This window comes from Edaphobacter sp. 12200R-103, from assembly GCF_010093025.1.
In the GTDB taxonomy this organism is placed as follows: Bacteria; Acidobacteriota; Terriglobia; order Terriglobales; family Acidobacteriaceae; genus Edaphobacter.
This window is the reverse complement of sequence record NZ_CP048114.1, coordinates 545,879-570,819: the sequence shown is the minus strand read 5'-3', so window position 1 is coordinate 570,819 and position 24,941 is coordinate 545,879. Positions and strand designations below refer to the sequence as shown.

17 protein-coding genes are annotated in these 24,941 nt (G+C 55.0%); 8 read left to right on the top strand and 9 right to left on the bottom strand.

What is annotated here, in order from left to right; translation table 11 throughout:
- Positions 1-11: 11 nt before the first annotated feature.
- The 6 genes from GWR55_RS02420 to GWR55_RS02395 all read right to left on the bottom strand — a co-directional run bounded on the left by GWR55_RS02420 (position 12) and on the right by GWR55_RS02395 (position 6,585).
- A complete protein-coding gene (locus GWR55_RS02420) occupies positions 12-236 on the bottom strand; it encodes a hypothetical protein (protein ID WP_162400835.1) in 225 nt (74 codons plus the stop codon).
- A 12-nt stretch (positions 237-248) separates the two neighbouring features.
- Positions 249-1,985, bottom strand: coding sequence for a sodium:solute symporter family protein (locus GWR55_RS02415; protein WP_162400834.1), 1,737 nt, complete (start codon positions 1,983-1,985; stop codon positions 249-251).
- Between the two features lie 69 nt (positions 1,986-2,054).
- Complete coding sequence (gene xylB / locus GWR55_RS02410; protein ID WP_162400833.1) at positions 2,055-3,545, bottom strand: xylulokinase; 1,491 nt, start codon at positions 3,543-3,545, stop codon at positions 2,055-2,057.
- 116 nt (positions 3,546-3,661) lie between these two features.
- The gene (locus tag GWR55_RS02405) at positions 3,662-4,951 is read right to left on the bottom strand and encodes an ROK family transcriptional regulator (RefSeq protein WP_162400832.1); all 1,290 of its coding nucleotides are present in this window, start codon (positions 4,949-4,951) and stop codon (positions 3,662-3,664) included.
- 67 nt (positions 4,952-5,018) lie between these two features.
- A complete protein-coding gene (gene msrA / locus GWR55_RS02400) occupies positions 5,019-5,549 on the bottom strand; it encodes a peptide-methionine (S)-S-oxide reductase MsrA (RefSeq protein WP_162400831.1) in 531 nt (176 codons plus the stop codon).
- A gap of 145 nt (positions 5,550-5,694) precedes the next feature.
- Positions 5,695-6,585: a sugar phosphate isomerase/epimerase gene (locus tag GWR55_RS02395; protein ID WP_238398592.1), complete on the bottom strand. Its 891-nt coding sequence runs from the start codon at positions 6,583-6,585 to the stop codon at positions 5,695-5,697.
- A gap of 352 nt (positions 6,586-6,937) precedes the next feature.
- Here GWR55_RS02395 and GWR55_RS02390 point away from each other — a divergent pair, with 352 nt between their 5' ends.
- The 7 genes from GWR55_RS02390 to GWR55_RS02360 all read left to right on the top strand — a co-directional run bounded on the left by GWR55_RS02390 (position 6,938) and on the right by GWR55_RS02360 (position 13,668).
- A complete protein-coding gene (locus tag GWR55_RS02390; protein WP_162400829.1) occupies positions 6,938-7,927 on the top strand; it encodes a sigma 54-interacting transcriptional regulator in 990 nt (329 codons plus the stop codon).
- A 192-nt stretch (positions 7,928-8,119) separates the two neighbouring features.
- Complete coding sequence (locus tag GWR55_RS02385) at positions 8,120-9,157, top strand: Gfo/Idh/MocA family protein (RefSeq protein ID WP_162400828.1); 1,038 nt, start codon at positions 8,120-8,122, stop codon at positions 9,155-9,157.
- Entirely contained in the window at positions 9,157-9,690 is a 534-nt protein-coding gene (locus GWR55_RS02380; protein ID WP_162400827.1) for an acyltransferase, read from the top strand. The genes GWR55_RS02385 and GWR55_RS02380 overlap by 1 nt, the downstream gene beginning before the upstream one ends.
- Positions 9,687-10,793, top strand: coding sequence for a DegT/DnrJ/EryC1/StrS aminotransferase family protein (locus tag GWR55_RS02375; protein WP_162400826.1), 1,107 nt, complete (start codon positions 9,687-9,689; stop codon positions 10,791-10,793). Before GWR55_RS02380 ends, GWR55_RS02375 begins: the two co-directional genes overlap by 4 nt.
- Entirely contained in the window at positions 10,783-11,472 is a 690-nt protein-coding gene (locus tag GWR55_RS02370) for a DapH/DapD/GlmU-related protein (protein ID WP_162400825.1), read from the top strand. The genes GWR55_RS02375 and GWR55_RS02370 overlap by 11 nt, the downstream gene beginning before the upstream one ends.
- A 49-nt stretch (positions 11,473-11,521) precedes the next feature.
- Positions 11,522-12,511 carry an NAD-dependent epimerase/dehydratase family protein gene (locus tag GWR55_RS02365; protein ID WP_202925569.1) on the top strand — a complete coding sequence of 330 codons (990 nt, stop codon included), beginning with the start codon at positions 11,522-11,524 and terminating at the stop codon, positions 12,509-12,511.
- Entirely contained in the window at positions 12,508-13,668 is a 1,161-nt protein-coding gene (locus tag GWR55_RS02360) for a DegT/DnrJ/EryC1/StrS aminotransferase family protein (RefSeq protein WP_162400824.1), read from the top strand. The genes GWR55_RS02365 and GWR55_RS02360 overlap by 4 nt, the downstream gene beginning before the upstream one ends.
- 26 nt (positions 13,669-13,694) lie before the next feature.
- On the opposite strand, the gene lhgO is transcribed toward GWR55_RS02360, so the two are convergent.
- Positions 13,695-14,975: an L-2-hydroxyglutarate oxidase gene (gene lhgO, locus GWR55_RS02355; protein WP_238398591.1), complete on the bottom strand. Its 1,281-nt coding sequence runs from the start codon at positions 14,973-14,975 to the stop codon at positions 13,695-13,697.
- Between the two features lie 310 nt (positions 14,976-15,285).
- Here lhgO and GWR55_RS02350 point away from each other — a divergent pair, with 310 nt between their 5' ends.
- Complete coding sequence (locus GWR55_RS02350; RefSeq protein ID WP_162400823.1) at positions 15,286-16,893, top strand: sigma-54 dependent transcriptional regulator; 1,608 nt, start codon at positions 15,286-15,288, stop codon at positions 16,891-16,893.
- Between the two features lie 25 nt (positions 16,894-16,918).
- On the opposite strand, the gene GWR55_RS02345 is transcribed toward GWR55_RS02350, so the two are convergent.
- Complete coding sequence (locus GWR55_RS02345; RefSeq protein WP_238398590.1) at positions 16,919-17,923, bottom strand: multicopper oxidase domain-containing protein; 1,005 nt, start codon at positions 17,921-17,923, stop codon at positions 16,919-16,921.
- A gap of 202 nt (positions 17,924-18,125) precedes the next feature.
- A complete protein-coding gene (locus GWR55_RS02340) occupies positions 18,126-24,473 on the bottom strand; it encodes a DUF4082 domain-containing protein (protein WP_162400821.1) in 6,348 nt (2,115 codons plus the stop codon).
- Positions 24,474-24,941 lie beyond the last annotated feature (468 nt).

Genomic DNA, 24,941 nt, shown 5'->3' with positions numbered 1-24,941 from the left:
AATTGAAACCCTCAGCCCTTTCCGGGCCGAAAACGAATTACATAAAAAGCGCCGAAGATCAGCAAGAGAAGTCCCCACCACAGGGTTGGATGCAACTGGTGCAACGTCGTTGGAGCCTCATGCCCCATTGCCTCGTAAATGCCATAGGGCAGCAGAATGAGTCCGTACAGCAGGGGAAGAAGCCCCACGAAGAACCAGATGGAAAGCCGCTCTTTTCGTCCTGTTCCTTCAGCCATCGATGTTCTCCTTTACCAGAAGATCAGATTCAAAACAAAGAAAACCACAATCACGATGCAGGCCCAAAAGATGGGTTTCTGCCATAGCGACGTGGCTCCGTCATCGGGTATTTCAGTCGCTCCATAGACCAGACCTGAAAGCTGGGCAATCGGCCTGGGTGTGGTCATGAGACTGACGACGTAAGTCACGAGGACGCAGATGATGAAGCTCCAAAGCGCGCGGTAGAGATTTTCTGCCATCGGCTGGGCGTCAGGAGACAGAGCAATGTAGCGTAAGGCAGCCCCATCCCGCTGCACCCAGATCCACATGCCGATGGAGGCAACCGTTCCGGAGAGAAGCCCCCAGAAGCCGCCGGAGTTCGTAGCGCGCTTCCACAGCATTCCCAGGACGACGGTGCCGAAGAGAGGGGCGATGAAGAAGCTGAACAGAGCCTGGACGTAGTCCATGATACTGGCGGCATGGGCCACCAGGTAGGCCGTGCCAACCGAGAGCAGCATGCCCACGACAGTGGACCAGCGCCCCATGGAGACGTAGTGGCTGTCCGGCGCCTGCTTCTTCATGTACGCGCCATAGAGGTCATACGTCCACACGGTCGAGAATGCGCTGACGTTACCGGCCATTCCGCTCATAAAGCCGGCTACCAACGCTGTAATGCCGAGTCCCAGAAGACCGGGGCCGCAATAGCGAATCAGCATGAGGGGGAGTACTTCGTTATAGCTGTGCTGGCCTGTCGCTGCAGCAACATCCTGACCGACCAGGTGCATGAGGCTGCCGTCAGGATTCTTGAGGACGGTAAGAGCCAGAAGACCCGGAACAATGACGATCAGCGGAACCGCCATCTTGAAGGCTGCACCGATGATGGGGGCCATCTTCGCGGAGCGGAGATTGTTAGCCGAGAGTACGCGCTGCACGACGAGGAAGTCCGTCGTCCAATAGCCGAAGCTGATGACAAAGCCCAGGCCGAAGACGATTCCCGTCCAGTGGACCCCCATGGGGTTGTCACGAAAGCTACCGAGGGTGCTCCAAAGGTGCGTGTAGTCGCTCGATCCTACATTGGCAGCGATCTGCGCCTTGAGGTTGGTCCATCCGCCTGCCTCAATCAATCCGAGAATGGGGATGAGAGCAGCGCCCGCCCAGATGAGGACGAACTGCAGAACCTCATTGATGATGGCTGAACGGAGACCGCCGAGCATGACATAGACCGCTACCGTTATAGCGCCAATCCAGATGGAGAAGCTGATGTTCCAGCCGAGGACCACCTTCATGACGAGGGCCATAGAGTACATGTTGACGCCGCTCATCAGGACCGTCATCAAGGCGAAGGAGACCGCACTGACCGCACGCGCACCTTCGCCAAAGCGGAGCTGAAGATAACCGGGGACGGAATGCGTCTTCGAGATGTAGTAGAACGGCATCATCACGATGCCCAGGAAGAGCATCGCGGGAATTGCACCGATCCAGTACCAGTGTGCAGCGAGGATTCCGTACTGATATGCCGCGCCTGCCCACCCCATCAGCTCGAGCGAACCCAGATTTGCAGAGACGAAGCTGAGTCCGGCGATCCAGGCTGACATCTCCCTGCCGGCGAGAAAGAACTCCTCACTCGTATTCGTCGAGTCTTTTACGTAAAAGCCGATAAAGATGACGATTACGAAGTAAAGCGCCAGGACCGCAATATCGATCGGCGCAAGTGTAGTCAGCCGCTGGGCGGCGAAGAGGAGCAGGAGATGTGGAGAAGCGATCGGCATCAGGCTAGTCCCAAGGGCACATCTGGATTTATTTTCCGGCGCGAAATAACCATGACAGTCTACAAGGTCTCAACAAGACTTTTGAAGATAAAGTTCGTTCAGCAGGCGTTGATACTTGTCCATAGCCTCCCGGTAAGGCTCAAAGAGACCGGGACGAGGGCTCTGCTTCTTATCGGGGGAGATGGCAACGCAGTGCTTGGCGATGGCAGCCATTGTCTCCGATGAACCGGACGAATGCCGAAAGGCATACATGGCCTGCATTGCGGCTCCCAGACAGCCTGCCTCCTCTTCCATTGGAACCTGGATAACGGCGCCAGTCGCGTCGGCCAATAGCTGACGCCATTGTGTGGACCGGGCACCGCCACCGATAGCGAAAATAACCTCCGGCTTTCGACCGTCCATAATCAGATCGAGCCCACGGATAATCCCAAAGCTGACGCCTTCTATGACAGCTCGTATCAGATTGTCGGGAGTGTAGTTGTTGGAAGAGATCCCGCCGATGCTTCCACGGGCGCGAGGGAGATCGGGGGTCCGCTCCCCATTCAGGAACGGGAGGAAACTCAGTCCATCTGCGCCCGGTTTGGTTCCGCTAAGAGCAGGATCAATGGCTTCGACGGTCTTGCCGAACAGATTCAAGGTCTGGGTGACGACATTTGTGGCATTCATGGTGCAGACAAGAGGCAGCCAGGCACCGGATGAAGAACAGAACGGAGCCACAGAACCCGTGGGATCGGAGATGGGGTAGTCACAGAAGGAGTAGACCGTGGAGGAGGTTCCCAGGCTCATGGTGACGATGCCCTGCTTCACGTTTCCAGTGCCGATGGCGCCCATCATGTTGTCGCCGCCACCGGTGGAGACGACGCAATCCGGAGATATCCCCAACTCTGCAGCGGCCTCCGGACGAAGCGCTCCAATAATCTCCTCTGCTTTGTGGAGACGGGGCAAGGCGTTCCAGAGGAGCCCCGATCCCCCGTCGATCGCATCCAAAACTTCTCTAGACCACTGGCGCGTGCGTACATCGAAGAAAGCTGTTCCTGAGGCATCGCCGTATTCGGCGGCGAACTGTCCGGTCAGCCAGAAATTGAGATAATCGTGCGGCAAAAGAATGTGGCGGATGCGCGCGAGGTTCTCTGGCTCATTTTCACGGAGCCAGAGCAGCTTGGACGCAGTGTAGCCCGTCAGCGGAACGATGCCGATCTTCTGAAGACAGCCCGCAGTTCCTCCCAGACGCTCCACCAGTTCGGCGTTCTGCGGCGCGGTCTCCGTGTCATTCCACAGCTTTGCCGGACGAATGACTTGCCTGGATTCATCCAGCACGACAAGACCGTGTTGCTGGCCCGAGACCCCAAGGGCATGCACCTTTGCATCCGGGGCTTGCGCAAGAGCCTGGCGCACCGCCTGAAGGAGAGCATCGATCCACCATTGCGGCTCCTGCTCCCGGGCGCCCGTCTCTCTTTCAATCAGGGCATGAGGAGCATAGCCCCGCCCCAGGGGCTTTCCATCCTCACCAATCAGAAGCGCCTTTGTCCCCTGCGTTCCGCAGTCAATCCCCAGAAACATCCTTGTCCCCTCCACCCAGAGCCATCACCGTTTCCCTCAAAAAACCCTAGAGTAAACGTATACAGGAAAATTGATGGTTCATGCATCATGCCTGAATTTGTCGACAAAAACCACTCTCACGACCGCGAACGACCTCTCCGTGGGCGTTGTGCTGCCTGTGCAACATGGGTCGAACGATGGTAGCGGGAGTGCCGCTGCATCAGCAGCGCGGCTCCCCCACTGAGCCGCGCCAGGTATCCATCGCCCGCCACCATTAATTGTGGTGCAGATCCGGCGAGCATGCCAGCCTCAAGTTCCGCCTGCACGACGGGACCGGCAACGTCCCAGCAGGAGGTAATTTCACCCGTAATCAGTATCCGCTCCGGAGACATGGCAGCGGTCACCAGCCGCAAGCCTCGACCGAGTGCCATTGCCTGCATTTCAATCGCCTTGAGCGCCAGGGGGTCGCGGTCCTGAACCAGCCGGAGCAGATCGTGCATATCCTTGACATGAGCATTCCGGGAGAACGCGCGATAGGCCTTGAGGGCAGCTCGTGACGAGGCAAACGTCTCCCAGCAGCCTCTCTGCCCGCAGCCGCACTGAGGTCCGCGGGGATCCATGGGGATATGCCCAAACTCCCCTGCAAGTCCATTGAACCCGGAGTGAAGCTGTCCACCCGCCAGGAGGGCTGCGCCCAGGCCTTCCGAGACTGCGATTAATACCGCATTCCTGACGCCTTCCAGATGTCCGAACCAAAGTTCTGAGAGCAGGCAGGCATTGGCGTCATTATCGATCTCAACCTGTAGGCCCATCTCTTTCTCAAGAGCCGACTTGATATCAAAACCATCCCACTTGAGATTCGGAGCCATCAACAGGCGGTGCGTTACAGGATCGACCCGCCCCGGCACACTTACGCCGATCCCCTCGAAGGTTTTTTCCTTGTACTTGTTGCGGAGGGAACGCATCTTTTTGACCAGCTTGGCGACGGCGGCTTGTGGCGCTGTCGCAGTGGTTATGGTCTCATGCGAGAGAAAGCGCCCCCTCAGATCGACCACAGCGACAATGGCCTGGTTGGGTCGGATGTCTAAAGCCAGTGTCACCAGATCTTCGTTGACCGAGAGCATGGTGGAGGGCCGGCCCCGGCCTCCGCGAACGACCGCCCCTTCCTTGACCCAGCCCTCTTCGATCAGATCCTCGACGATGGCAGAGATGGTGCTGGGCTGCAGGCCGGAGAGCCGGGAGAGGTCGACGCGAGAGACGGGCTGCCTGAAACGGATAAACTCGAGGACGATGTCGCGGTTGATATCGCGCGCCATCTCGCTGGACGCCAACTGCGCCGAGGAGAGATCGATCCTGCGAATCCCGTACTGTATAGGAGCGCCGGACACCCCAGCGTCCCCCTCACGTCTTCCCGATGGACTCTTCATTAATTTCGACGATCATAATATAGGCTATGTCTCGTCACCGCAAAGATAAATGCGGTCGCAGATGCGATCACCTGGCGCCGGAGGGCTCAGGCTGCCTGCTCCGTTGCGGAAGTCTCCAGTTCGGCCGGATAAAGTGGCAGGTATAGCCATTCGGGATGCGCTGGAGGTAATCCTGATGCTCGGGCTCGGCCTCCCAGAACGGACCTGCTGGTACGACCTCTGTCACGACGGGCCCCGGCCATATTCCAGAGGCGTTCACATCAGCAATGGTCTCTTCTGCGGTCACCTTCTGTTCGGGAGTGGTATAGAAGATCGCGCTGCGATAGCTGGCCCCGAGATCGTTGCCCTGACGATTGCGGGTCGTCGGATCGTGAATCTGAAAGAAGAATTCCAGCAACTGGCGATAGCTGAGAACCGCGGGATCGAAGAGAATCTCTATGGCTTCGGCATGAGAACCGTGATTGCGATAGGTGGCGTTAGGGACGTCGCCTCCGGTATAGCCGACGCGCGTTGTAATCACCCCAGGACGATCGCGCAATAACTCCTGCATCCCCCAAAAACATCCGCCAGCCAAAACTGCACGCTCTGTTGTAGCCATCCTGCACCTCCAGGCTCAGCACCAATAAAGAATGCTGAACCACTTTCCGATATTAAGCCTATCGGAAGGTGGTTCCTGGTGTAGCTATAGAAAAGTTTAGCAATCGCACGCATGGAACGGCCTGCCGCGAGATGGAAGACAGAAGCTAGAAGGTTCCCGAATCGATGAGAGCCTTCTTCATCCCAGCCCAACTAATTCGAGTGGACTCCTCCGGGTTCGCTCCTCCATGCCAATGTGTCTCCAGACTGACGGCATCGCGGTAGCCAGCCTTTGCGAGATCGCGGAACTGGCCTGTCCAGTCGATATAGCCTTTGCCGGTCGGCGACCAAACCATCTTGTCGTTCGGTCCTTTGACAGCGTTTTTCACGTGACAGTGGTGGATACGGTCTTTGGGAAGAAGATTCCACGCTACCGGGTAGGCATCGAGTTCACCTCGCATGACTGCATTTCCAGGATCCCAGTTCAGGGCGAGATGTGGCGACTTGACTGCGTTCAGCAGTCTGGCAGCTTCTCTGCCCGTCGCGGTATTGCATGCTGGCTCGTTTTCTACAACCAGCAGGATTCCCTGGCGACCGGAATAGTCGGCTGCTCCCATGAGTTCGTGATCGATCGCCTGACGATATGGGGAAACATCATCGATCCGCCAGAAGTCGAAGCATCTCACTTTATTGGTTTTGAATCGTTTTGCAAGAGCGATGCTCTTCTCAAGAACATCTCTCTGCTGCTTTAAGACGTCTCCCGACTCAGCCTTCTTCGGTCCTTCGGAGGATCTGGGCGCCCCAGGCCAGTACGCCTTGTAGAGTGGACTAGCAATATCAGTCACCTGCAATGAGTATTTTGCAAGGATCTTTTCGACTTCAGCCAGTTCACTGTCGGAAAGAGCCAGCAGACTCTTCTTCCACATCGCGCGCAACTCTACCCAGCGCATTCCAAATTCTTTGGAAGCAACGGAGCATGCATGGTCGAAGTCCTGCGTGATCTCATCTGTAATTACGCCGACTTTAAAGGGATGTGCAGGCGCGAAGGCAAATGCCATTCTGTGACAAGCCGATACAGAAGCCATCGATAGGGCGCTCTGCAGAAATCTTCTTCTCGATCGTTCAGCCATCATTCTTCCTTATCCTTCGGGTGTCATGCCTGTTAAAGACCAGGAACCGGTTCACGTGCAAAGTATTGTTTGAACTACGAACGGACAGTATCGGCGTTGCCTTCGTTGCCTGTCAACAACGAGTGTGGCACAGGTCTAAGTGAGGGTGGACGCGTCGGATACGGGCAATCCCAGCCGGCGAGTCTGCGGGATGTGGATACGACACAGAAGGTGGACGAGCCACCCCTCGCCGGAGCGGTTTGGCAATCAACGTGCGATATTCCAGGTGCTGAGGGACTAGATGCCTGATTTTCAAGACTGTCAGATCGAGGGTGTTCTCATTGGGAACTCCCCGGCAATTCGGCGAATTTGCGATCAATTATTGAAGATCGCTCAGACCGAGGCACCTGTTCTGATCACGGGCGAGTGCGGTACTGGAAAAAGTCTGGTAGCCAAACTCTTGCATGATATTAGCGACCGCTCTGCACACCGATTCCTCAAGCTAAGTTGCGCGTCGATGTCCGGTCAGTTCTTTGATCGGGAATTCGACGCCGAGGCACATCGGCGGATTGACGATTTGCTGTTTGCCCCGGCGGAATTATCTGACAACACCACGAACGGGGGAACCATCTTCCTCGATGAGATCGATGAACTTGACCTCACCCTTCAAGGCAAGCTCCTGCACAAGATGCAAGAATCGAACCTTCCCGGTTTCAGCGGCCTGGGCGATCCGAACGAACATTTTCGTCTCGTCTGTGCGACAAACAGCGATCTGGAGGCTGCCATGGCAGCGGGCGCCTTCCGGGTCGATCTGTACTATCGCATCAATGTATTACGCATTCACATGCCGCCTCTACGGGAGTGCATGGAAGACGTGCGGTATTTGATGCAGCACTTTATCAATGTCTACAGCAACAAGTTCAACAGGTACCCCGTACCTCTCAGCGCAAGGCTTATTCGAGCCTTCGAAACCTATCACTGGCCTGGCAATACGCGCGAACTGGAAAACATGGCCAAACGCTACGTCGTGCTCAACAGTGAAGAGCATGTGCTGTCCATGATGCAGCCCCTGGAACCACGAACTCCTGTTCCGGAAGAAGAAGTGGATCTGACGACCCCCCTGCGCGTCCAGACCAAGCAGGCCATACAGCATCTTGAGAACAAGATCATTTTGGGGGTCCTGAAGGCTAACAATTGGAACCGCCGCAAGACCGCGCGATCACTTGATATCAGCTACCGCACGCTTTTGTACAAGATCAAAGAAGGTGGCTTGCCACGTTCGAGTACCTAAGAGACCTGATCCCCAGGATCAGGTCTCTTATTTTCCCCAAAAGTTTGGAAGCTTACATGCATTCATACAAGGTGCTGAAAGCGTGAGACATGCAAGTGGCATACAGAGTGTTATTTTTGCGCGAGTTTTTGTAACTAATTTGCATAACAGTGCAACGCTTCGGTCAAGTTTCTGCGGTTCAGGAGAATCTGCGTGGTTAATTTTGGCGTAGTTGGTTATGGATACTGGGGACCAAATCTGGTCCGCAACCTTTTCGAAGTTTCTGAAACACAGGTCATCGCCGTCAGCGATATGAATGCTGACCGTCTGAAACTGGTAAAGAGCCGTTTCCCTTCCGTTGAGCTCTATTCTGACTTCAGAGAAATGCTGAAAAATCCGAAGATCGATGCAATTGCCATCGCCACACCGGTTTTTACGCACTACGATCTGGCGCTGCAAGCCCTGCAGCACGGCAAGCATGTGATGGTCGAAAAGCCAATGACCACGACTTCAGAACAGGCTCTACACCTGATCGAAGAAGCGACGCGACGCAACCTGGTGCTGATGGTGGACCATACCTTCGTCTATACCGGTGCTGTTCGCAAGATCAAAGAGATCACCGATTCCGGCAAGCTGGGCGACATGCTGTACTACGACTCTACAAGGATCAACCTCGGTCTTTTCCAGCGAGATGTCGATGTCATCTGGGACCTTGCAGTTCACGACCTTGCAATTATGGACTACATTTTGCCCTCGACACCGTGCGCCGTCGCGGCAACCGGCATCAACCACGTGTTTGGCGGCACGGAGAACCTGGCTTATATCACGATGTTCTTCGAAGAGAACATCATCGCTCACGTCAATGTAAATTGGCTTTCCCCGGTAAAAGTCCGGCGTACCCTGCTCGGTGGCAGTAAGCAGATGATCGTTTATGACGATATGGAACCGAGCGAGAAGGTCAAGGTCTACGACAAGGGAATCACAGTCAACTCGACTCCCGATTCCGTCTACAAAGCCCTGGTTGGCTATCGTTCAGGCGATATGTTTGCACCGCAGTTGGATATGTCCGAGGCCCTCAAGGTTGAGATTCAACACTTTGTTGATTGCGTGAAAACCGGAGCCGAGCCAATCACCGGCGGCGAGTGTGGACTGCGAGTCGTTCGTATCCTTGAGAGTGCTTCTCTTTCCATGAGGCAGCGGGGCAAGCTGATCAACCTAACTTCGAACGAACGTGCCCAGGGGGCTGCTTGATGAGTCCGCAAACCACGATAGATTCAGCCGAAGAGGCAGCGCCGGTGATTACGGCTGAGTTTAGCCGCATTGCGCCAGATGTAAAGATCGGCAAGGAGGTGCGCATCTTCGCCTTCGTCAATCTCTACGGCTGCACCATTGGCGACAACAGCAAGATCGGCACCTTCGTTGAGATCCAGAAGAACGCAGAGATCGGCAGGAACGTGAAAGTCTCAAGCCATACCTTTATCTGCGAAGGTGTCAGGATTGAGGATGATGTCTTTATCGGACACAACGTGTCGTTTATCAACGATAAACATCCTCGCTCCACCAATACCAATGGAAATCTGCAAACAGAAGCGGACTGGAAGGTCGTTCCGACCGTGGTCAAGCGTGGCGCTTCGATCGGGACAAGCTGCACCATTCTTTGCGGAGTAACCATTGGCGAGTCGGCCATCGTAGGTGCTGGCAGCGTGGTCACCCGTGATGTCCTGCCCAACACTGTCGTTGCCGGCAATCCTGCTCGATTTCTAAGGTTGGTGGAGGAAGCATGAAGATTCCCTTTGTTGATCTGCGATCGATGCACATGGAGATTAAGGATGAGTTGCAGGAGGTCTTCGACCGTGTCCTGGATAAATCATCTTTCGTCTTGGGCGCTGAAGTACAACGGTTCGAACAGGAATTCGCCGCATACGTCGGCACCGAATATTGTGTCGCCGTTAATACAGGAACTGCAGCGCTACACCTTGCTCTGGCTGGTCTCGAGATAGGTGCCGGAGACGAGGTCATCACCGTACCTCATACCTTTATTGCAACAGCGGAAGCCATCTCGGCGGTTGGCGCAACGCCGGTCTTTGTAGATATTGACCCTGTGAGCTTCACGATGGACCCCGCGCTTCTCGAAACAGCCATCACCAGCAAGACTCGTGCAATCATTCCTGTGGATCTCTACGGTCAGATCGCCGATATGGATCCGATTCTGGAGATTGCAAGTCGGCATGGCATTCCTGTTGTCGAGGATGCCTGCCAGGCTCACGGTGCGGAATATAAGGGGCGAAAGGCTGGATCGTTCGGTATCGCAGGTTGCTTCAGCTTTTACCCTGGCAAGAACCTCGGCGCCTGCGGCGAGGGTGGGGCCGTAACGACCAATGATGCCGAATTGGCAAACCGCATTCGCCTATGGCGCGATCACGGATCGTCAAAGCGGTACGAACATATCTTCCCTGGCCTGAACATGCGCATGGAAGGTCTGCAGGGTGGATTTCTTTCCGTAAAGTTAAAATATCTCGATCAGTGGAACGATCAGCGCCGCGAGGCTGCCGCCGCTTACGACGCTGCACTTGTTGGCACTGATATGGAGATTCCGACGGAGATGCCGCACAACCGGCACGTCTACCATCTCTATGTTGTACAGTCAGCAAGGCGGGATCAGCTTCGCGAACAATTGGCCGAAGCCAACATCGAAACCGGTCTCCACTACCCCACACCTCTGCATCTTCAGCAGGCTTACCAATCGCTTGGTTACAAGCAAGGAGACTTCCCTGTCACAGAGACATTGAAGGACCGCATCCTCTCACTTCCAATGTACCCCGGAATCAAACCCGAAGCCATCGCTCATGTCATCTCGGAGCTCAAAGAGGGATGCTATGTCGGTTGAGCACGAATCTATGACGTCCTCCGAAGTACGGACGGTACCCGCGGTTTTTGGCAGCGCCGTGATGGTGGAGGATCCGCCCTGGGAGTGGGAATTTGCGGCGCATCTGAAGCAAACACATACGCCCGCCGAGCTTCTTGCCATCTTCGCGAAGTATAGGAATGACGAAGCTCCCTTCGAGGCTAGCATGCGCAGGATCCTGATCCGGGCGATGTGCAAATCAGCGGGTCACGCCTTGCAGAGTGGTCCTGGAGTCGTCTTCAAGCATCCGGAGACGATGGAGCTTGGCGACAAGGTTTTTCTTGGAGCGCAGACCATGATCCAGGGGCGCTTCGATGGTACGTGCCATATCGGCAACCACGTATGGATCGGTCCGCATGCCTACTTCGACGCACGTCATCTTGTGATTGAGGACTACGTCGGGTGGGGTCCCGGGGCAAAAGTGTTGGGCTCCAGCCACACCGGCGACCCAGTCGACGTTCCAATTATTGCGACGGAGCTGATGATCAAGCCTGTCGTTATTGGCTATGGGGCCGACATCGGAACCAACGCAACGATTCTTCCTGGAGTGCATGTGGGAGCCAACTCCATCGTTGGGGCAGGCGCGGTTGTGACCGCTGACGTGCCCGAATATGCTGTAGTCGCCGGAGTTCCGGCGAAGGTTATACGGTATCGCCGATAAGCTGAACACGGTACGACTGCACGAAGACTTATCCATACAAGGGGCTCGAATGAATCCTATTGAAGGCAAAACGATTTTCATGACCGGCGGAGCCGGCTTTATCGGGAGCACCACGATTGACCAGCTCCTTGAGCAGGGAGCTTCTGAAGTACGCGTCCTGGATAACTTTATCCGAGGCAATGTCCGTAATCTGGAGAATGCCCTGCTGACAGGACGCGTAAAGCTCGTCGAAGGCGATATCCGCGACGCGGAGCTGGTCGATAGCCTCACTGAGGGCTCCGACTACGTCTTTCATATGGCGGCATTGCGTATTACCCGTTGCGCTGAAGCACCTCGTGAAGCCGTCCAGGTCCTGATCGATGGCATGTCGAATGTTCTCGAGAGCGCCGTGCGTCACAAAATCAAGAAGATCGTCGCAGCATCCTCCGCTTCCGTCTACGGAGACCCTTCTTATCTCCCCATGGATGAGAACCATCCCTTCAACAACCGCACACTATACGGCGCCGGCAAGATTGCCAATGAGCAGATGCTTCGGTCCTACTACGAGATGTTCAGACTTCCGTATGTGGCGTTTCGCTACTTCAACATCTACGGGCCGCGCATGGACCTCGACGGCGTCTACACCGAAGTTCTGGTTCGCTGGATGGATGCAATTGAAGCTGGACAGCCGCCGAAGATCTTTGGCGACGGGAAGCAATCCATGGACTTTGTCTATGTGGAGGACGTTGCCCGCGCCAATATCGCAGGACTGCTATCGGATGCGACCGATGAGGCGTTCAACGTTGGCACAGGGGTAGAGACCTCGCTCAATCAGCTCTGTCATCTCCTGTTGAAGGTCTCTGAATCCAATCTCAAGCCCGAGTTCCACGAAGCTCGCAAGGTCAACAATGTCCGCGCCCGCCGGGCGACTACTGACAAGGCTGAGCGAATGCTGGGCTTCAAGGCAGGAATCGACCTCGAAACGGGTCTCAAATTGCTCCTTGAATGGCGTAACCAGATCAAATCGGAACTCACTACAACAGCAGGGAACGCGAAATGAGCACTACGTCTATACAGATACCGGCAATGATTCCGGTGGCACGACCTTATATCGGCACAGAAGAGGAACATGCTGTCGTTGAAGCATTGCGTTCCGGATGGATTACGCAGGGACCACGCGTTGCTGATTTCGAGAGGAATTTTTCTAACTATATTGGTTGCGATCATTCCGTTGCGGTCTCCTCCTGCACGACGGCTCTGCATCTGGCCATGATGGCATGCAAGATCAGCCCAGGCGACGAGGTTATCTGTCCAAGCCTTTCTTTTATCGCGACGGCCAATTCCATCACCTACGTCGGCGCCACACCGATCTTCTGCGATATCGACCCTGTAACTTTCAATCTCGATCCGCTCAAGTTGGAAGAGCTGATCACGCCAAAGACCAAAGCGATCCTCGTCGTTCATCAGATCGGCCTTCCGGCGGAGATGAACACAATCCTGGAGATCGCTGCAAAGCATAGCCTCGCTGTGATCGAAGATGCCGCCTGCGCAATCGGGTCGGAGTATGAGGGACAACGAATTGGTAAACCACTCGGTACGGTAGCCTGTTTCAGCTTCCATCCCCGAAAGATTCTGACTACGGGTGAAGGCGGCATGATTACGACGAATGATGCTGAAGTAGCCAATCGCCTTCGCAAGCTGCGTCAGCACGCCATGAGCCTGTCAGATGTCGCTCGCCACAATGCGAAACAGGTGACAACCGAAACCTATGACGAAGTTGGTTATAACTTCCGCATGACGGATATGCAGGCTGCAGTCGGAAGTGTACAACTGGGCCGGTTGCCAGGTTTTCTTGAGCGCCGCCGCCATCTTGCTTCGCGGTACGACCAGGCTCTCCTTGCGCTCTCATGGCTCGAAACCCCTTTTGTCCCTGCAAACTGCCTACACAACTACCAGTCATACATGGTTAAGCTCATCGGATCTGCAGCCGAGAAGAGGGACGCCGTCATGCAGACACTTCTTGAGAAGAATATCTCGACTCGCAGAGCCATCATGGCGACCCATCGCGAAATTCCGTATCGCGAGGAGCGCTGGGAGGCGACCTTGCCTCAGACTAACCTAATCGCGAAGACAGCGCTCATCCTGCCCCTGTTTCACCAGATGACGGAATCTGATCAGGACTACGTTATTGAAGCTCTTTATTCGATCTCGGCCTAGCACCGGCCGAGATCGAAATCTTTTTATTAGAACCGATTCTGTTTGACCAGCATATCTACGATATGTCGTCCAATCGCCAGCGATGCAGTTGCTGCTGGAGACGGGACATTGCAAACGTGAATCATTCCTTCGGTGTACTCGAAATGGAAGTCATCGATCAGTTTGCCGTGAACATCCAGAGCTTGGGCTCGAACGCCTGAACCTCCTGGCAGCAGGTCTTCAGCCGTGATCTCGGGCATCAATCGTTGTAAGGCTCGGACAAAGGCAGCCTTGTTCCATGAGCGATAATACTCCCCCGCCGAAGTTTTCCAGTATTTCGCTGCCATTCTCCAAAATCCAGGGAAAATGCCATATTCCGCAATATCACGCGGGCTGAAATCACTCTTCGCATAGCCCTCACGTTTCAACGCCAGCACCGCATTTGGTCCTGCCTCGATGCCCCCGCCGATCCGACGAGTGAAATGCACCCCGAGAAAAGGAAACCGCGGATCAGGGACAGGGTAGATCAGCCCTCTAAGATAATGAGCCTTTGAAGGGACCAGGTCGTAGTACTCTCCACGAAATGGAACAATCTGCAGGTTGAGCTTTGCGTTAGCCATTTGACTGATCCTGTCACTTTGCAACCCGCCGCAATTGATAACAAGTTTTGCTGAAATCTCTCCATCTGTGGTTTTGACGATTGTTAGACCGTCGGAGCGCTTGAACCCGATCACTTCATGAGAGAGAAAAACCCGAGCACCTCGCGTAGAAATCAGCTCCGCATACTTGGCTGCCACCCGAGCATAGTCGACGATTCCTGTGGCTGGCACATGAATGCCACGAATACCTGCAGAGTAGGGTTCCAGCTCCCGTATCTCTTCGGACGAAATGAATCTCAGTCCGTCAAGGCCATTTCCTGTTCCGCGCTTGTACAACTCTTCCAGCCGAGGTATCTCATCCTGAGCCGTTGCGACGATGATCTTCCCGCAAATTTCATAGGGAATCGCATACTCCGTACAAAAGCGAATCATCGCATCCGCGCCATTGACACAAAGACTGGCCTTCAGACTGCCAGGCTTATAGTAAATACCGGAATGGATGACACCGCTGTTATGGCTCGTCTGGTGAGCAGCGACCTTCTGCTCTTTATCAAGAACAACGAGGGACAGCCTGGGAAAGCGGCTGATCAAGTCAAGCCCGGTCGCTAAGCCAACAATACCGGCTCCAAGAATAACAACGTCGCAAGTGGCAAAGCCCAAAGTATCCATTAGCCTCACTAACAAATTCACAGAACTATTTCGCCAGGTATCACATCCAACGAAATTCATCCGTACAAGCGTGCAAGATAAGTGCCAAATTCTAGAAGGTACTGAATAGTTACTTAAGAGATGTGAGGTAACTTACACTTTTTTACTAAATACCGGGAAAAATTCGCAATGCAATTCATTTCCTATCTCATCGTAAATTACAGGCTTGCAAGAGTTACAAGAATGCGCAAAACAATGCAAACGATGTGCATTTTGTTGGACAAAAAATTGTTTGACTCTTCCCCGGAATGCGTTTAAATTCACACCACTTCAGGGGAGATTACAACATCATCTAAGCAGCCTACCTCAACCAGATTAGTAACTTAGAGAAGTGTTACCTGCCCTAAAGCGTCTTTCGGTCCCATTTTTTTGGCTCATTTTTTTTACGGCTCAATCGTTCCTAACGATGGGTTCATTATCTGCATGGTTCTCCGGGCAGCCCTTGATTCGTGTCCTGAGAATCCCGCTTCCGTATCAACAAGCGTTGATGCGGAGTAGCGGCACATTTTCATACTCACGAGGTCTATCTCACATGGTGGACGCTGTACGTATTCTTGCAATCAGTGACGATATGGAAGTTGGTAACTTGGTTCATAGCTCACTCTCTCCCCAGGGCTATCAAACAATCTGTGTACCGTCTGCGCGCGACGCAATTCAACTGCTGAACCGCGGAGTGCGAGCAGATTTTGTTCTACTTGACGCTGGAAAAGATCATGGAAGTGAGAGGTTTTTTGATTCCTCGCTGATGGACTTGATACCCAGCCGTCAATTCTGCATTCTTGCCGATAGAGAGAACAAGACATGGCAGGACTTTGCAGCAAAATGGAAGATTGCGACCGTTTTCAATAAACCTCTCACGATGCACGATCTAGAGAAACTCCTGCATCAAGAGGCGTCTGTAGATACTCCGTTTCCGGCTTCGCCTCCCGATCGCAACTATCATCTGGAGGAGTTGGGCAACAATCGCTTCTTCCTCGCTGCCTCACCTTCCATGATGCAGCTGTATCGCGACATTCGTGTACTTGCACCGATTGATATTCCCGTGTTGATCCTGGGCGAGAGCGGCGTTGGCAAAGAGATCGTTGCCATGCTGCTGCACAAGTACCACGTGCGCTCCGAGAACCGTTTTCTTAATGTGAATTGCGCTGCTCTCCCTACGGAGTTGCTCGAGAGCGAACTGTTCGGTTATGAGGCCGGAGCCTTCACGGGTGCAATGAAGTCCAAGCCCGGCAAGTTCGAACTCGCGAATAAAGGCACCATCCTGTTGGACGAGATTGGCGAGATGAGCCCTCAGATGCAGGCCAAGTTACTCCACGTCCTTCAGGACGGTTCGTTCTGCAGGCTGGGTGGGCGCGCTTCCACCCAGGTCGATGTCCGCATTCTGGCTGCTACGAACATTGATATGCAGGCCGCGATCGCCGAAAAGCGCTTCCGCGAGGATCTCTATTATCGGTTGAACACCCTGACACTTGTCGTTCCACCTCTTCGTGAACGCCGCGAAGAGATTCCTCTTCTGATTGAGGAACTGAATCGGCGCGGAGCTGCAGGTGTCGCGCAACCGCTCATCCTCTCAGATCGCATCTTCGAAGCCTCCATGCAATATCATTGGCCTGGTAATCTTCGCGAACTACGCAACTTCGTGATTCGCACCCTGATTCTTCGCGATCAGGAAGCTGCTTATGCCTATCTCCAAAACAAAACGCAAGTTCAGAAGGCCACGGCTCCTTTAGTTGCGGGAGAAGTGCAAACCGAGAAAAAGGATACGATGCCAGCCGGCATGAAAAACGCGATCAGCGAGATCAAGAACCAAACGGAGATTCGTATGTTGCAGGACGCTCTCTCAGCTTCTGGCTGGAACCGTCGCAAAGCAGCCATGAATCTCAATATCAGCTATAGGAGTCTTCTCTACAAGATTCAACAGCATGGTTTGAGCGCCTAACGCTCAAACCATGCGGAAGTGCAGTTCAAGGTAGTACCTGATAGCGGGCGACCATCCCGCCTTCATAATGGTCGTTAACGTGGCAATGAAAGAGCCAGATTCCCTCACTGTCGGGAACCATGTCTGCAGTCGCCATTGCCATTGGACCGAGGAACATCGTATCCATGTGCATGCCATTCCATGTCACGGTATTGGCGTGCCAATGGGCCATATGTATATCTTCTTCGTTGCTGTTCGAAAGGAGATACCAACGCACTTTTTCTCCCTTGTGCATCGTCAACATTGGCATGTTGCCTTCGATATAGCCGTTGATCGAATAAAGAAGGTGCTGCTCACGAAGCGCAGGATCGGAGACCTTTAGGCGTGCGCCTCGGATTTGCTTGCCAATATTTCGCTCCACAAACCAGCTATTTGTCTCATCGAAGATAGCAAAGTCGGCTATGAACTCACGGTCTATGTCTTTCGGCGAGCCGTCAGGCCTCGCTTCCCCTTTCCTCGTAATGATGATTGGACCGATCAGGCCGGTATTGATATCCCTCGATTCGACAAAGTGCGAATGATACATCGAGATGATCGAACTGCCGTCCATCGGCCCGGGTCCGCTACGCTCCGGCACCTTCCAGATATAGGTATAGGTCGCCCCAGGGCGGACTGCGTCATCCGCTTTCACCGCCGCGCTGGTGCCGTCGTTGTACATTGCTCCTTCTGCATCCTTGGCGTAGCGAACATTGTGGGGATGCATCGTGACTGCAAGGTGAGTGTTATTTCGGAAGACGACACGGATCGAATCGCCGACTTCAGCGCGGATCAAAGGTCCCAGGACTCCCAGGTGTTCCCATTGAGGCGGCCGGGGCTTGAGCGTCTTGAAGGTGGCATCGGTGTACTCGTGATAAACCGCCTTGTGATAGATCCTATGTGTTTTTCCCGCATTCGACTCATCCTCTGCCGCTTCGGGATGAGGTAATCCCAGCCGATTTCTGCCTTGCGGGGTATAGTCCCAATCCACCTCATCCGCTGCGATGTAATACACCCGAGTGACACCGCGACGGTCCTGTACAGCAGAAACCTGAGACGCAACACTGCCGGACGGCTTCGCACGCTGATGGACATGACCCCTGCTCTGCCCAGTCACTGACAGAGGTAAAAGGGCTGACAAAATTGCCAACCCTGCTGCTCGAATCGTTAACATCAAATCCAACTACCTCGATACCACTAGAGCATATCTGGCTCAGTTAGAGAGAGAGAAAGTTTAGTCCAGTGACATTCGAGGTACTGATTGTCGTCGAACGACTCGTTGGAATCATCAGGTGGCCCGATTTAGTGGGCGTCACCGTGTAACTTCCCGCTGGTAAACCTGTGAAGGTATAGACACCCGATGAGTTCGATGTGACCGTTGCGGTTATCGCCCCGGTCAGCTTCACAGTTGCTCCTGACCTTCCCCCACCGCTGATCGTTCCAGAGATCGAGTACGTCTGCTTCGAACTAAAGTTCGCTGTCTTGTCTGCGCCATTCACCATCACTACCTGGCTGGCAGGTGTGAAGATATAGCCCGTCTTCGTCGGCGTCACCGTGTAGGAACCGCTGGGTACGGTAAACGAATATACGCCGGACGAGTTGGCTGCCACCGTCGCTGTCGATGTACCGGTCAAGCTTACCGCCGCACCCGGTCCACCCGCACCACTGATAGTGCCAGTAATCGTATACGTCAGTGCAGTAGAGCCGAAGTTGGCCGTCATGTTCGCATTGTTGACCGTAACTGACTGATTGGGCGGGCTGAAGGCATAGCCCGTCTTCAGTGGTGTCACAGTGTAGGTACCGTTTAGCAGCCCTGTAACAGTATAAGCGCCAGATGCGTTCGCTGTGACGCTGGCCGTGGACGCCCCTGTCAACGTAACGGTCGCATTTGCCCCACCTGCGCCGCTTAGTGTGCCACTCACCGTATAGGTTTGCTGGCTCGTGAAGGTTACACCGAAGACATGGCCGTTATTGATCGTTACGCTCTGACTCGCTGGACTGATGACCATACCAGGCGCGCTTGGCGTAAGGGTGTACGTTCCATTCGGCAGACCCGCGACGCTGAAATTACCCGATGCATCTGCAGTAGCCGTCACCGTCGTCGGTCCGGCAAGGACAAGCGAAGCATTGGGCCCACCCGGACCCGAGATACTGCCTGTCACCGTATACGTCGATGTCGGAGTATAGACGACGTCAGTCCAGTAATTGGCCGATCCAAACGTCGATGTCGGAAACGCGCTCACAGTCGTATAAAGATAGAGGCCATTCGCTCCGCTCACCCCATCCTGCAGCGCATGGAGCGGTGGCGCATCAACGCCGCCATTAGCGAACGACTGTGGATCGCCGGAGTAGTGGCCCTGGGGGGCAAAGTACGATGCAACATACGATGTATTTGCCTTCACCGGTACCGGGTTAGCAAACAGCACTTGCTGCCAGCCCGTCGTGCTCTCGTTGACAAAAGTTGCTGTCGCCAACAGCGTTCCGGTGCTGGACCAAAGATTGCCAGTGTGCGTGCCAGTATTCAAAGGTCCCTTATAGAACCGTATACCGGCAAGGTAGCCATCCGCGTCAACCCGGAAGGTCACACCAACCTCAGAGGCGTGCGTATCGTTCGGATCCACGTTAGCCGGCTTCGATGATGGCTGCCAGATCGTGTTGCACGGACAGTTCGGGGGCACCGCAAAGTCGGCTCCGCTCACGCTGGCGTTGTAGACCGTTATGCTGGCGCTCGCAGGCGTAAAGACTGCACCTTGCTTCGCAGGAGTTACAAGATAGGATCCACTCGCAAGACCGGCAAAGCTGTAGTTTCCTGAAGCATCCGCCGTCGTCGACAGCGTCGTAGGACCTTCCAGGGTCACGGTGGATCCCGCTCCCCCTGCAATCACACCACTGATCGAATACTGCACTCCTGTCGCAGTAAAGTTCACCGCTGCGACATCTGCTCCGCTCACCGTTACACTCTGGCTCGACGGGCTGACGACAAAGCCTCCTGTACCCGGTGTCACGGTGTATGTTCCGCTATAAAGGCCGGTGAAGCTGTAGTTACCCGAAGCGTCCGCCGTCGTTGTGGCTGTTACTGGGCCCGACAGGTTTACCGTATCGCCCGGGCCACCTGTAATCGTGCCCGAGATCGCATATGTCGGCTGCACGGAGGCAAAATTTACACCGAGAACATGGTTTGCAGAGATCGTCACATTCTGGCTTGCTGGACTGAATGTGACAACGCCACTTGCTACGGGCGTTACGGTATATGTTCCGGGAGCCAGCCCGTCGAAGCGATAGTTCCCCGAACTGTCTGCTGTTGCGCTCTGCATCCCTCCCGGACCACTTATTGTCACTGTCCTGCCAGCACCACCAGAACCCGTCAGTACCCCGCCTAGCGAAAAACTCGTTGCTTTGGCATAGACAACATCCACCCAGTAGTTGGTGGCGTTGTAGCTACTGTCTGGATACAAACTTGTAGAACCGTAGGCAAATACTCCATTCGGCTGGTCCGACGTGCCCAAGGAGGCATGGAGTGGCGGAGCATCCACTCCGGCGTTCGCAAACTGAGCTCCCGTCACCGAGTAGTGTCCTTGAGGAGCATAGTAAGACGCCACGTAAGACGTATTGGCAGTGACTGGAACCGGCGATGTAAACATCACCTGCTGCCATCCTGATCCGGTCTCTGCCGGGAGCGCACTCGTTGCCAGCAGAGCCGCCGAGCCATCTCCTGTCCATAAATTTGCTGTGTGCGTTCCAGTGTTCGCCGGAGCCTTGTAGAAACGGACGCCGAGGATGTAGCCGTCGTAGTCAGCCGTGAACCGCACCCCCGTCTCCACCCCTTTGCCGTCGCCCGCATCAACGGTTCCGGGCACCGCCGTAGGCTGCCAGATACTGTTGCATGGACACAGGCTGGACCCGACGAAGTTCAGTCCCGTCACATCACCGGATCCTATCGTTACGCTCTGCATGGCCGGTGTAAAGGCTGCATTGGCATTGCTCGCCGATACCGTATATGTTCCAGGTGTAAGCGAGGCTGCGCTGTAGTAGCCCGATGCATCCGCGGTCACAGTTGCTGTTCCTAAACTTCCGGAGATGTTCACCACTGCTCCCGCACTTCCCGGCCCGGATAGCGTTCCGCTAATCGAGTGGGCTTGATCACTCGCGAAGAGCACATCTACCCAATAGTTCGTCGACGCATAGCTCTGTACCGGAAAGCCTCCGCTGGTGGTATAGAGATACACCCCGTTTGGCACGCTCGACGTGCCTGCGGGCGCCTGCAGCGGCGGTGCGCTCGCTCCGTTCGTCGCGAAGTAGTTCGAGTCCGCCGAGTAGTGTCCAGCAGGTGCGAAGTAGGATGCAACATAGGTCACATTTGGCGTGATTGTGATCGGCGTTGAGAAGGTGACCTGCTGCCAACCGGAGGTGCTTTCATTCGTAAACGTCGCCGTGGCCAATAAAGTCCCTGAACTTGACCATAAATGACCGACATGCGTGCCAGTGTTCGTACTCGCCTTGTAGAAGCGGATGCCATAAACCATTCCAGGCAGTGAACTCGTGAAGTTCACGCCCACCTCAACAGGTGTGGCATCGTTCGCGTCAATCACTGACGGAGTAGCTGTACTTGGCCAGATCGAGATGCAATTACAGGTTTGCGCACTAAAATCCACCCCACTTGAGCCCGCTCCCGACAGTACCACCGACTTCGAGGCGGGCGTAAAGATGACCGCCGGAGCCTGCGGTGCCACGGTATAGCTTCCATTAAGGAGCCCGGTAAAAGCATAGTTGCCAGAAGCATCGACCGCCGTGGTAGCTATTGCCGCCCCCGTAAGGTTTACCGTAGCCCCAGCTCCCGCGGTTCCCGTAATGGTGCCTGAGATCGTCTGCGGATTCGTCACTACAGCAGAGAAGTTCACACCCGACAGCGAGGCATAATTCACCGTCACCTGGGCGCTCTGAGGCGTAAACGTTACTCCGCTGTTGCTGGGGGTAATTGTGTAGGTCCCGTTGACCAGGCCGTCGAAGCTGTAGTTCCCGGAGGCATCTGCCGTCGTCGACAGCATCACCGGGCCGCTCAGAGCAACGTTCGCCCCGGCTCCGCCTGGGCCCTGGATCGTCCCTGTGACCTTATAGGTATTAGATGATGTGAACACGACATCAACCCAATAGTTGCCTCCGCGGTACGTCGACGTGGGAAATCCGCCATTCGAACCGTATGTAAAGACCGCGTTGGAGCCGTCGACTCCGTCGGCCAATGCATGAAGTGGAGGATTGTCCACTCCACTCTGGATGAAGTATTCCCCGTCTACCGAATAGTGACCGTTCGGAGCAAAGTACGACACCACATATGTCGTATTTGCGGTTACGGCGATCGGGCTTGAGAAGTTCGCCTGCTGCCAGCCAGAGCTGCTCTCGCCACTAAAGGTAACTGTCCCAAGCAGCGCCCCGGACTCGGTCCACAAATGCCCCACGTGCGCACCCGTATTCGCAGCAGCTTTATAGAAGCGCACCCCAAGAATCGAACCATCCGCATCTGCACGGAACTTCAGGCCCAGTTCCACTGCATTACCATCGCCGCTATCCGCCGACTGCGGCGTAGCAGCGCGCCAGATATTGCACGGGCACACCTGCGGCGAAACCGTCAGCGTAATGCCATGAGGAGTTTCTAAATTGCCGCTGTCGTCCACAGCCCTCGACAGTAGAGTTACAGATCCCACTTGCGACGGGATCCATGTATACGACCAGTTGGAGCGGCCGTTCGCAGGATGCCATGTTGTACCGCCGTCGCCCGAGACCTCGACGGCCCCAACCCTGCCTCCACCGTCCGTTGCCGTTCCCGTCACCGTAATCGAGCTACCCGTATTCAGGGTCATCGCAGCTGTTGGATAACTGATCGTACTCGCCGGGGGCGCCGTATCCGTCGAAGCCGTCGCAGGCACTAACCCGGGCTGCAACGTCGCAGGCTGTACTCCCATATCAGCGAACAGGTTGACCGTAGCCTGCTGGGCCGCAGGATCGGGATCGGTCAGATCAAACGAAAACGGATTATCGTGGTTGTTGTTCAAGGCCCAGGACCAGTCGATTGATCCGGAGCTAAAGACAAGGGCGCCACTCGCGGCGCGATACATCGTCATGTTATGCGTCGCTGTTCCGGCTCCGTATGTAGCCCCCTGGTCCAGCAACAGGTCGGAGGTCAAATTATGGGTCGACGTTGAAAGGTGGAAGAGTCCGGCCGGACGAGATCCATTATCGATGTCCGAATCCCACTCGTAGCCAAGTGTTCCCGTCGGTAGGTTGTATGTAGTTCCCGCCGCCAGGGACGCCGCAGCCGTGTTCCGCCAGAAGCGCATCTTGCCGTCCTCGGCCGGCACCTGGATCTTCATACTGCCGTCGTTGTCCGCACTAGTGCCGTTCACCATGAACAGCGTACCGAGCAGGCTATTCTCCGGGCGGCCGCCGTCAGAAGGAGGACTCAGCAACGGATCGCGCCACGTGCCTGTCCACGTCGAGGTCGGATCAATCTTGGCAAACGCCAGTGTCTCCTTGTAGCAGACCAAAGTGCGGTACTGCGTGTTCGATCCGTCGATGCTATTCTCCCACCGCGTCTTCCAGAAGGCTTGGTTGCCGCCGAAGAACGCAAGGTTCACACCCGCATCACGAGCGGCCTCTACGTTTGCCCTGTGTTGCGCCGACCAGTACTCGTCATGCCCGGTGTCCATGTATATCTTGTGGTTGAGCATGAGCGATCCGTATCTCGCCGCATCCACCCCGGTAAAGTACGTTATGTCATAGCCGTTCTGCTCAAGCCACTGCACCATCGCAAACTCGGCGCCGAAGACAAAAGTGTCGGACTCCTGCTGGAAGTTTCGCGTCAGAAATGGCCGGTTGTAGCTCACCTTAAATGAGCGGCCGTTCAGGTCCCAGATTGGAGATGCCTGGCTGTAAACACTTCCGGCGCCGTAATAGTTATAGGCCTGCCAAGTCTCATCTGCCGTTTGAAATAACACCGCGGAGTGGCTCGAATCGTCGCGGACGATGAATATAATATGGCTGCTGCCGCCGGTGTCCGTACGCACCAGATGCGCAAAATAGATACCCGAAGTCGCCGTCGCCGGTACCGCCCATGAAGCCGAGACGGCCCAGTTGCCGCAGTCCATCAGCCCCACCGTGGCGTCGGTGATGCAGGTCGGCTGGCTCTGCGGCAGGCTCACGGAAGGAGTGATCGTCGCAACCTTGCGCGCACCCATGCCGCCGTAGTACCCCATCCGGTAGATATCGATCCGGTATGCCGACGCTGTCGATTTGATCTTGAACGAGATTGTGCTTCCGCGATTCACGCTCATATCCGTAGCAAAGCCTTGAATCGTCGAATCGCCTTCGAAGGTCTTCGTGTCCCATTCCGAGCTAGGGCTGCCAGGCAGGCAGTTCTCGGCCACAATGGCGTTCGCCGGATTGGCGCATTGCGCCTTGGCGTAGGCCCCCAGTCCGAATGCGGCAACGAACAAAAGTGCAAAGAGGCGGCAAAAGACATTTATCCGCCGAACGGCACATCGCGATTTGGGGGCAGTCCGAATGGTCGACATCGAAACTCCTGTTTAGGGTGTTCTCTGTGCACGTGACGTACCTAAGTACGGCACAACACCAACAGGCCGCTCCCCCTCAATCTCGAAAAACCTAATAAACCCAGATAAAACAGTAATTTGCACGTTTATCTGCTCATCCACTGCGCCGCGAATCGATCTTCATCACCCGGATGAGTTTCATGACTGCGGGTCTGGGAGACACACATCCCCTGAATGAAATTGTCACAGTATGCAAGGTATTGGTGATGTCCATGTCCTCGTCATCTCGCTACGCAGTGTTGTCGTAAAAGCCCGCAAAACACTGCACACCTTTCCCCGCTAATGAGGGCCCACCCGCTACGGCACCTCACAAATCTCTGACATAAAGCGATGAAATCCCTGTTGGAAGCAGAATTGCATCCACATCAAAGCGGCTGACGCATTGGGTTCCCTAATGGGAAGCCCGAAGGACACCACAGCCGATTTGTT

Bases quoted from the DNA above. Each gene is read 5' to 3' on its own strand.
- GWR55_RS02420 (WP_162400835.1), bottom strand. From the start codon at position 236: ATGGCTGAAGGAACAGGACGAAAAGAGCGGCTTTCCATCTGGTTCTTC.
- GWR55_RS02415 (WP_162400834.1), bottom strand. From the start codon at position 1,985: ATGCCGATCGCTTCTCCACATCTCCTGCTCCTCTTCGCCGCCCAGCGG.
- xylB (WP_162400833.1), bottom strand. From the start codon at position 3,545: ATGTTTCTGGGGATTGACTGCGGAACGCAGGGGACAAAGGCGCTTCTG.
- GWR55_RS02405 (WP_162400832.1), bottom strand. From the start codon at position 4,951: ATGAAGAGTCCATCGGGAAGACGTGAGGGGGACGCTGGGGTGTCCGGC.
- msrA (WP_162400831.1), bottom strand. From the start codon at position 5,549: ATGGCTACAACAGAGCGTGCAGTTTTGGCTGGCGGATGTTTTTGGGGG.
- GWR55_RS02395 (WP_238398592.1), bottom strand. From the start codon at position 6,585: ATGGCATTTGCCTTCGCGCCTGCACATCCCTTTAAAGTCGGCGTAATT.
- GWR55_RS02390 (WP_162400829.1), top strand. From the start codon at position 6,938: ATGCCTGATTTTCAAGACTGTCAGATCGAGGGTGTTCTCATTGGGAAC.
- GWR55_RS02380 (WP_162400827.1), top strand. From the start codon at position 9,157: ATGAGTCCGCAAACCACGATAGATTCAGCCGAAGAGGCAGCGCCGGTG.
- GWR55_RS02375 (WP_162400826.1), top strand. From the start codon at position 9,687: ATGAAGATTCCCTTTGTTGATCTGCGATCGATGCACATGGAGATTAAG.
- GWR55_RS02370 (WP_162400825.1), top strand. From the start codon at position 10,783: ATGTCGGTTGAGCACGAATCTATGACGTCCTCCGAAGTACGGACGGTA.
- GWR55_RS02365 (WP_202925569.1), top strand. From the start codon at position 11,522: ATGAATCCTATTGAAGGCAAAACGATTTTCATGACCGGCGGAGCCGGC.
- GWR55_RS02360 (WP_162400824.1), top strand. From the start codon at position 12,508: ATGAGCACTACGTCTATACAGATACCGGCAATGATTCCGGTGGCACGA.
- lhgO (WP_238398591.1), bottom strand. From the start codon at position 14,975: ATGAATTTCGTTGGATGTGATACCTGGCGAAATAGTTCTGTGAATTTG.
- GWR55_RS02340 (WP_162400821.1), bottom strand. From the start codon at position 24,473: ATGTCGACCATTCGGACTGCCCCCAAATCGCGATGTGCCGTTCGGCGG.